At 56.2% G+C, this 3784-nt stretch carries 7 protein-coding genes; 6 read left to right on the forward strand and 1 reads right to left on the reverse strand.

What is annotated here, in order from left to right; all coding sequences use genetic code 11:
* The 4 genes from PMI01_RS27315 to PMI01_RS28000 all read left to right on the forward strand — a co-directional run.
* Nucleotides 1-644 (forward strand): hypothetical protein (locus tag PMI01_RS27315; RefSeq protein ID WP_202948115.1); only part of this gene is annotated, 644 nt, incomplete at its 5' end.
* A complete protein-coding gene (locus PMI01_RS26625) occupies nt 629-1021 on the forward strand; it encodes an Imm8 family immunity protein (RefSeq protein ID WP_081497740.1) in 393 nt (130 codons plus the stop codon). The genes PMI01_RS27315 and PMI01_RS26625, both read left to right, overlap by 16 nt.
* A gap of 102 nt (nt 1022-1123) precedes the next feature.
* The gene (locus PMI01_RS27995; protein WP_007675393.1) at nt 1124-1396 is read left to right on the forward strand and encodes an IS6 family transposase; all 273 of its coding nucleotides are present in this window, start codon (nt 1124-1126) and stop codon (nt 1394-1396) included.
* A 25-nt stretch (nt 1397-1421) separates the two neighbouring features.
* Nucleotides 1422-1643 carry a DDE-type integrase/transposase/recombinase gene (locus PMI01_RS28000; RefSeq protein WP_238537112.1) on the forward strand — a complete coding sequence of 74 codons (222 nt, stop codon included), beginning with the start codon at nt 1422-1424 and terminating at the stop codon, nt 1641-1643.
* 60 nt (nt 1644-1703) lie between these two features.
* Here PMI01_RS28000 and PMI01_RS23620 read toward each other — a convergent pair whose 3' ends face one another.
* Nucleotides 1704-1916, reverse strand: a complete 213-nt coding sequence (locus tag PMI01_RS23620; RefSeq protein ID WP_157223848.1) for a hypothetical protein — start codon at nt 1914-1916, stop codon at nt 1704-1706.
* Between the two features lie 258 nt (nt 1917-2174).
* Between PMI01_RS23620 and PMI01_RS23625 the strand changes: the two genes are divergently transcribed.
* Both PMI01_RS23625 and PMI01_RS27320 read left to right on the forward strand, forming a co-directional pair.
* Nucleotides 2175-2633, forward strand: a complete 459-nt coding sequence (locus tag PMI01_RS23625; RefSeq protein ID WP_007675398.1) for a hypothetical protein — start codon at nt 2175-2177, stop codon at nt 2631-2633.
* 488 nt (nt 2634-3121) lie between these two features.
* On the forward strand, nt 3122-3406 hold the full coding sequence (locus PMI01_RS27320) for a hypothetical protein (protein WP_157223849.1): 285 nt from the start codon (nt 3122-3124) through the stop codon (nt 3404-3406).
* Nucleotides 3407-3784: the final 378 nt, after the last annotated feature.

Here is a 3784-nt window from a genome sequence, read left to right on the forward strand (position 1 = left end):
CAGGCTACGATGATGGGCTCAACTGGTATGCCTATGTTGGGAATGATCCGCTAAATCAGAGCGATCCGTCGGGGCTTGAGCAATGCTTCAAGTGCGAAGTCTGGGAAGATTCCGGACCGATGGGGATGAACACTTTCGCCGCTCCGAGCGATGGCGGCGGCGGAAGCGGCGGACAGAACGGCGCAGCATCGGGTGGCAGGCCTGCCGGGATTGGCCACAATGGAGGACCTCCACTTGAACCAGAAGCGCCCTCCATTCCCCTAAGTGTGCGTGGCGGCACATTGAGTTTGCTTCTATCTCTAAGCGGCGCCACACCCAAGCGAACGCTAGAGCAAAATGATGCGGAGAATATGGGGATCATTCGCGAGGCTCTCTCGGGAAAGCTTCCAAAAAACACCGGACTACCTGGGGCATATTCAATGGAGTACGCAGATCATCTTGGTAGAAGCTTTGTCGGGCCCAATGCGACCTCTATGTCAGGAGGGAAAGGTCTTCAAAGCGCGGATGGTTTACGGGTCTACAGGTTTCCGGCGCACAAAGAATATGCTCGGCCAGAGCATTGGGTTGGAAATTTAGAGGCTCGATCGGCGATAAATAGCCCCTATCGTGTGAATATTCATATCAATGTATGGCGGGCAAAATGATATTACCTGTAATAAAGGATATTTCGTCTACGGATTGGGATGGGGTTAGTGAGGTTTCCGATGAAAAATTTTGTCTATGGTTTCATGTTGAAATAGGTCAAAGCGGAACATCAGCTGCAGATTTATTCCAAATTGGAGCATGCAATTCAGCATGGGCGGAAAGCAATGTATCGGGGGAGCATTTTAAAGTATTTAGTGAAAATGTACATTTTGTACTAAAGCACATAATACTTGTGGAGCGATTGGATGTGCAGATAATTGTGGATAAAATTGGAATATTGATAGAAATGAAGGGGCCGTACGGTAGTTGGCGAGATTTTGCTGAAAGAATGTCTGACTATTTGATTTGGGAGTATGAAGGAATGGAGCCACATTGAAGTGGGGTGTCGTCAGCTTAACGTTGCCATGGCGTCATCTCGGCACAGCTAGGTAACGCTGCGTGCCTGGACGCCGCGCCATGAGGCAGGCAGGAGCGCACCATGCGTACGCTGTCCTTCAAGCGTCATCGCTTCCCGGCCAAAGTCATTCGATACGCGGTGTGGCTCTATTTCCGGTTCACCCTAAGCTTCCGGGATATCGAGGAACTACTGGCCCAGCGTGGGATCGAGGTCAGCTACGAGACCATCCGCTGCTGGACGATCAAGTTTGGTCCGCAGATCGCCAGAAACCCGAAGAGGCGGCGACCTATGCCCTCGCCGCGTTGGCTGCAACATCGGCTGAAGGCGCATGTACCTGTGGCGCGCCGTCGATGATGAGGGCGAGGTTCTCGACTTGGTGATGCGGCGCCGGCGCGATACGAACGCCGCGCTAAAACTGTTGAAGCGCCTGCTGCGCAACCAGCCCGTGGAGCCCCAGTCAATCACGACCGATGGGCTTGGCTCCTCGGCAGCCGCGCTAAGGGACCTGGATCTAATCGATCTTCATCGCTTCTATGGGTCCACCACAGTTCGAGAGCAGAATTGGCCCCGGCAAGTCAGGTTAACCCTGCGTAGATCGTGACGCACAGCTGTTGTCGGCTCGGGAACGAGCACGCCCCTGTGGCGCGAGCTCTCGCGGGGTCTAAGGGGCCTCGCCACAAGGGCGTGTGTTCACCGAGACCGACATTTGCTCAGAGCAGCAATTTAGGGGTCCTCGGGGCACGTCCCACACCGCCTTCGCGCCCAGCGTCAGACCGGCGGTGCCGGTCAGCGTTAGCCCGGCCGTGGCCAGATACAGGACGACGCCGGTGACGATGGTGTGGACGTGCGGGCCGGTGATGAGGTGATCGGCCAAGCCGAGGGTCATGGGCCACGACATAGAGGCCGCGATTAGAAGGCCGTGGAGGGCAGCCTAACGAGCTGTCACCGAAGTCCGCCGCTACCCTTCTTTCGGAAATTCGTCAGTTCGCGTTCGGGATTTAATCATCGACCCCGTTTGAGGTGGCGTTCGGCGACGCCGGCCGATGAGAGGAGTAGCTCCGCCTAATATTCGCGACAGTTGCAGCGCCTGAGCGAGCACCATTATGGTAGCGCTCAGCGGGAGCGGGCCTCAGTGAAACTCGACAAGACAACCTGGGCAATGTTAGTCGGCGCGATTGTCGTCTGGGGCGCTTTCTTCGCGCTGGGAGGCGGCAAAGGTGCAGGCGAATGGTTGGAGGGTCTGGGCCGGATCGGCGCGGCCAAGAAGCTAATTGCGCACGACCTAAAGGACCCGTCGTCAGCGTTGTTTCGCGAGGTCCACAAGACCGACCAAGCAGTCTGCGGCGAGGTAAATGGCAAAAACGCCTATGGTGCCTACGCCGGGTTTCGGCACTTCATCGTCGAGAGCGGTAACATCGCTATGGAACCCGATCTTCCCAGCGAGCGGCTGGAGCCAGGCGTGAGCATGGCCACCATTGACGCCTGGAATGCTCACACCGCTTTCAGCACAAATTGGATGTCGAAGTGCCAGGGCACGCTTCCCGCAACTCCTGCATCGCTGGAACCGAATTTCCCAGAGATCAAGCCTTAGCCTGGCACGCTCAGACGGCAGCGAGAGTAGGATCCGACAGCCTTGCGCTCGTTGACTTTGCGTCTAGCAGTAACAATGGGTGGGGCAAGGTGTCCTTGCTCTTTAGTCACGGTTCGATGGCGGTTAACCCTGATGATGTCGATCGCAAAAAATTTGTTGGGGGGCTCTCTGGTGGGGCAGGCCTTGGTCTTATTTTCACGAATGCTAAATCGGCGGGGGAACTTGCAGCTATCAATGCAAAGACCGTCAGCTTAAATTTATTTGAAACCATTACCTGGTCTCGGGATCCTAAGACGGGAAAGTGGGTGGCGACTATCACCATCGGTAAGGGCGTGGGAGTTTCGGGTTCCAACTACTCAAGCTCAACCAATGTAGTGGCAGGAGACAAGACCAAATCCGGATCGAACGGCTCCCCGTCTGGGCAAGCCCCTCCACCCCCGCCGCCGCCCCGAGGATGCTTGAGGGAGCCGGATCAAGGGGGGTAAGTAATGAACGACACTCAAGCGCGCGGGTATAGAATTATGGAAAAACGATCCTGGTTTGTTCGCCTGATAGTGCCGTGGGCCCTACTTCCTGTTACCTGGCAGGGATTTTTGTTTGAGATTGTAATGATTGTTATAGGTGTAAATCTTGGGAGAATTGCTGGTCACCACTTGGAGGCAGGGGATGTATTTTGGGGTAATACGTTTATAATTCTTACGGTATTGGATGTGTTGATTTTTGTTGGCTTTGGCATCTACAAATCCAGACCCCTCAATCGGCGGCAACGCTAGGGAATCAAGGGCCCGCACACCTTTTTTAGGCGCGGCTCACGCCTGAAATCTGACGGACCCCGCTATGGCGCCTTCGCAGACCGCGCCCACGCCCCAACCTGGCGATCGAGCGCGCAATGGTGAAGGCGTTCTGGACCCAGCTCGTCGGCCTGACGGTGATTGTGGCGGTGGCCATGACGGCGTTCGTGGTCGTGGTGAAGGCTGGCTGACACCGTCCTTCCACTAGCTGATCGCGACGTCGATCGCTCAACTCAAGGCGGCGCTCGACCAGCGACACCTTCGATCTGGCGGGGCGGCGGGTCGCCCTGCAATGGGCTGACAATTTCTGGGTGAGCTACAGCCGCAACGCGGCCGGCGAGGTGACGGCGATCTATGAGA

It is taken from the genome of Caulobacter sp. AP07 (assembly GCF_000281955.1).
GTDB lineage: Bacteria > Pseudomonadota > Alphaproteobacteria > Caulobacterales > Caulobacteraceae > Caulobacter.

Excerpts from the sequence above, each read along its gene's own strand:
- PMI01_RS26625 (WP_081497740.1), top strand. The coding sequence starts at position 629 with ATGGCGGGCAAAATGATATTACCTGTAATAAAGGATATTTCGTCTACG.
- PMI01_RS27995 (WP_007675393.1), top strand. The coding sequence starts at position 1,124 with ATGCGTACGCTGTCCTTCAAGCGTCATCGCTTCCCGGCCAAAGTCATT.
- PMI01_RS28000 (WP_238537112.1), top strand. The coding sequence starts at position 1,422 with ATGCGGCGCCGGCGCGATACGAACGCCGCGCTAAAACTGTTGAAGCGC.
- PMI01_RS27320 (WP_157223849.1), top strand. The coding sequence starts at position 3,122 with ATGAACGACACTCAAGCGCGCGGGTATAGAATTATGGAAAAACGATCC.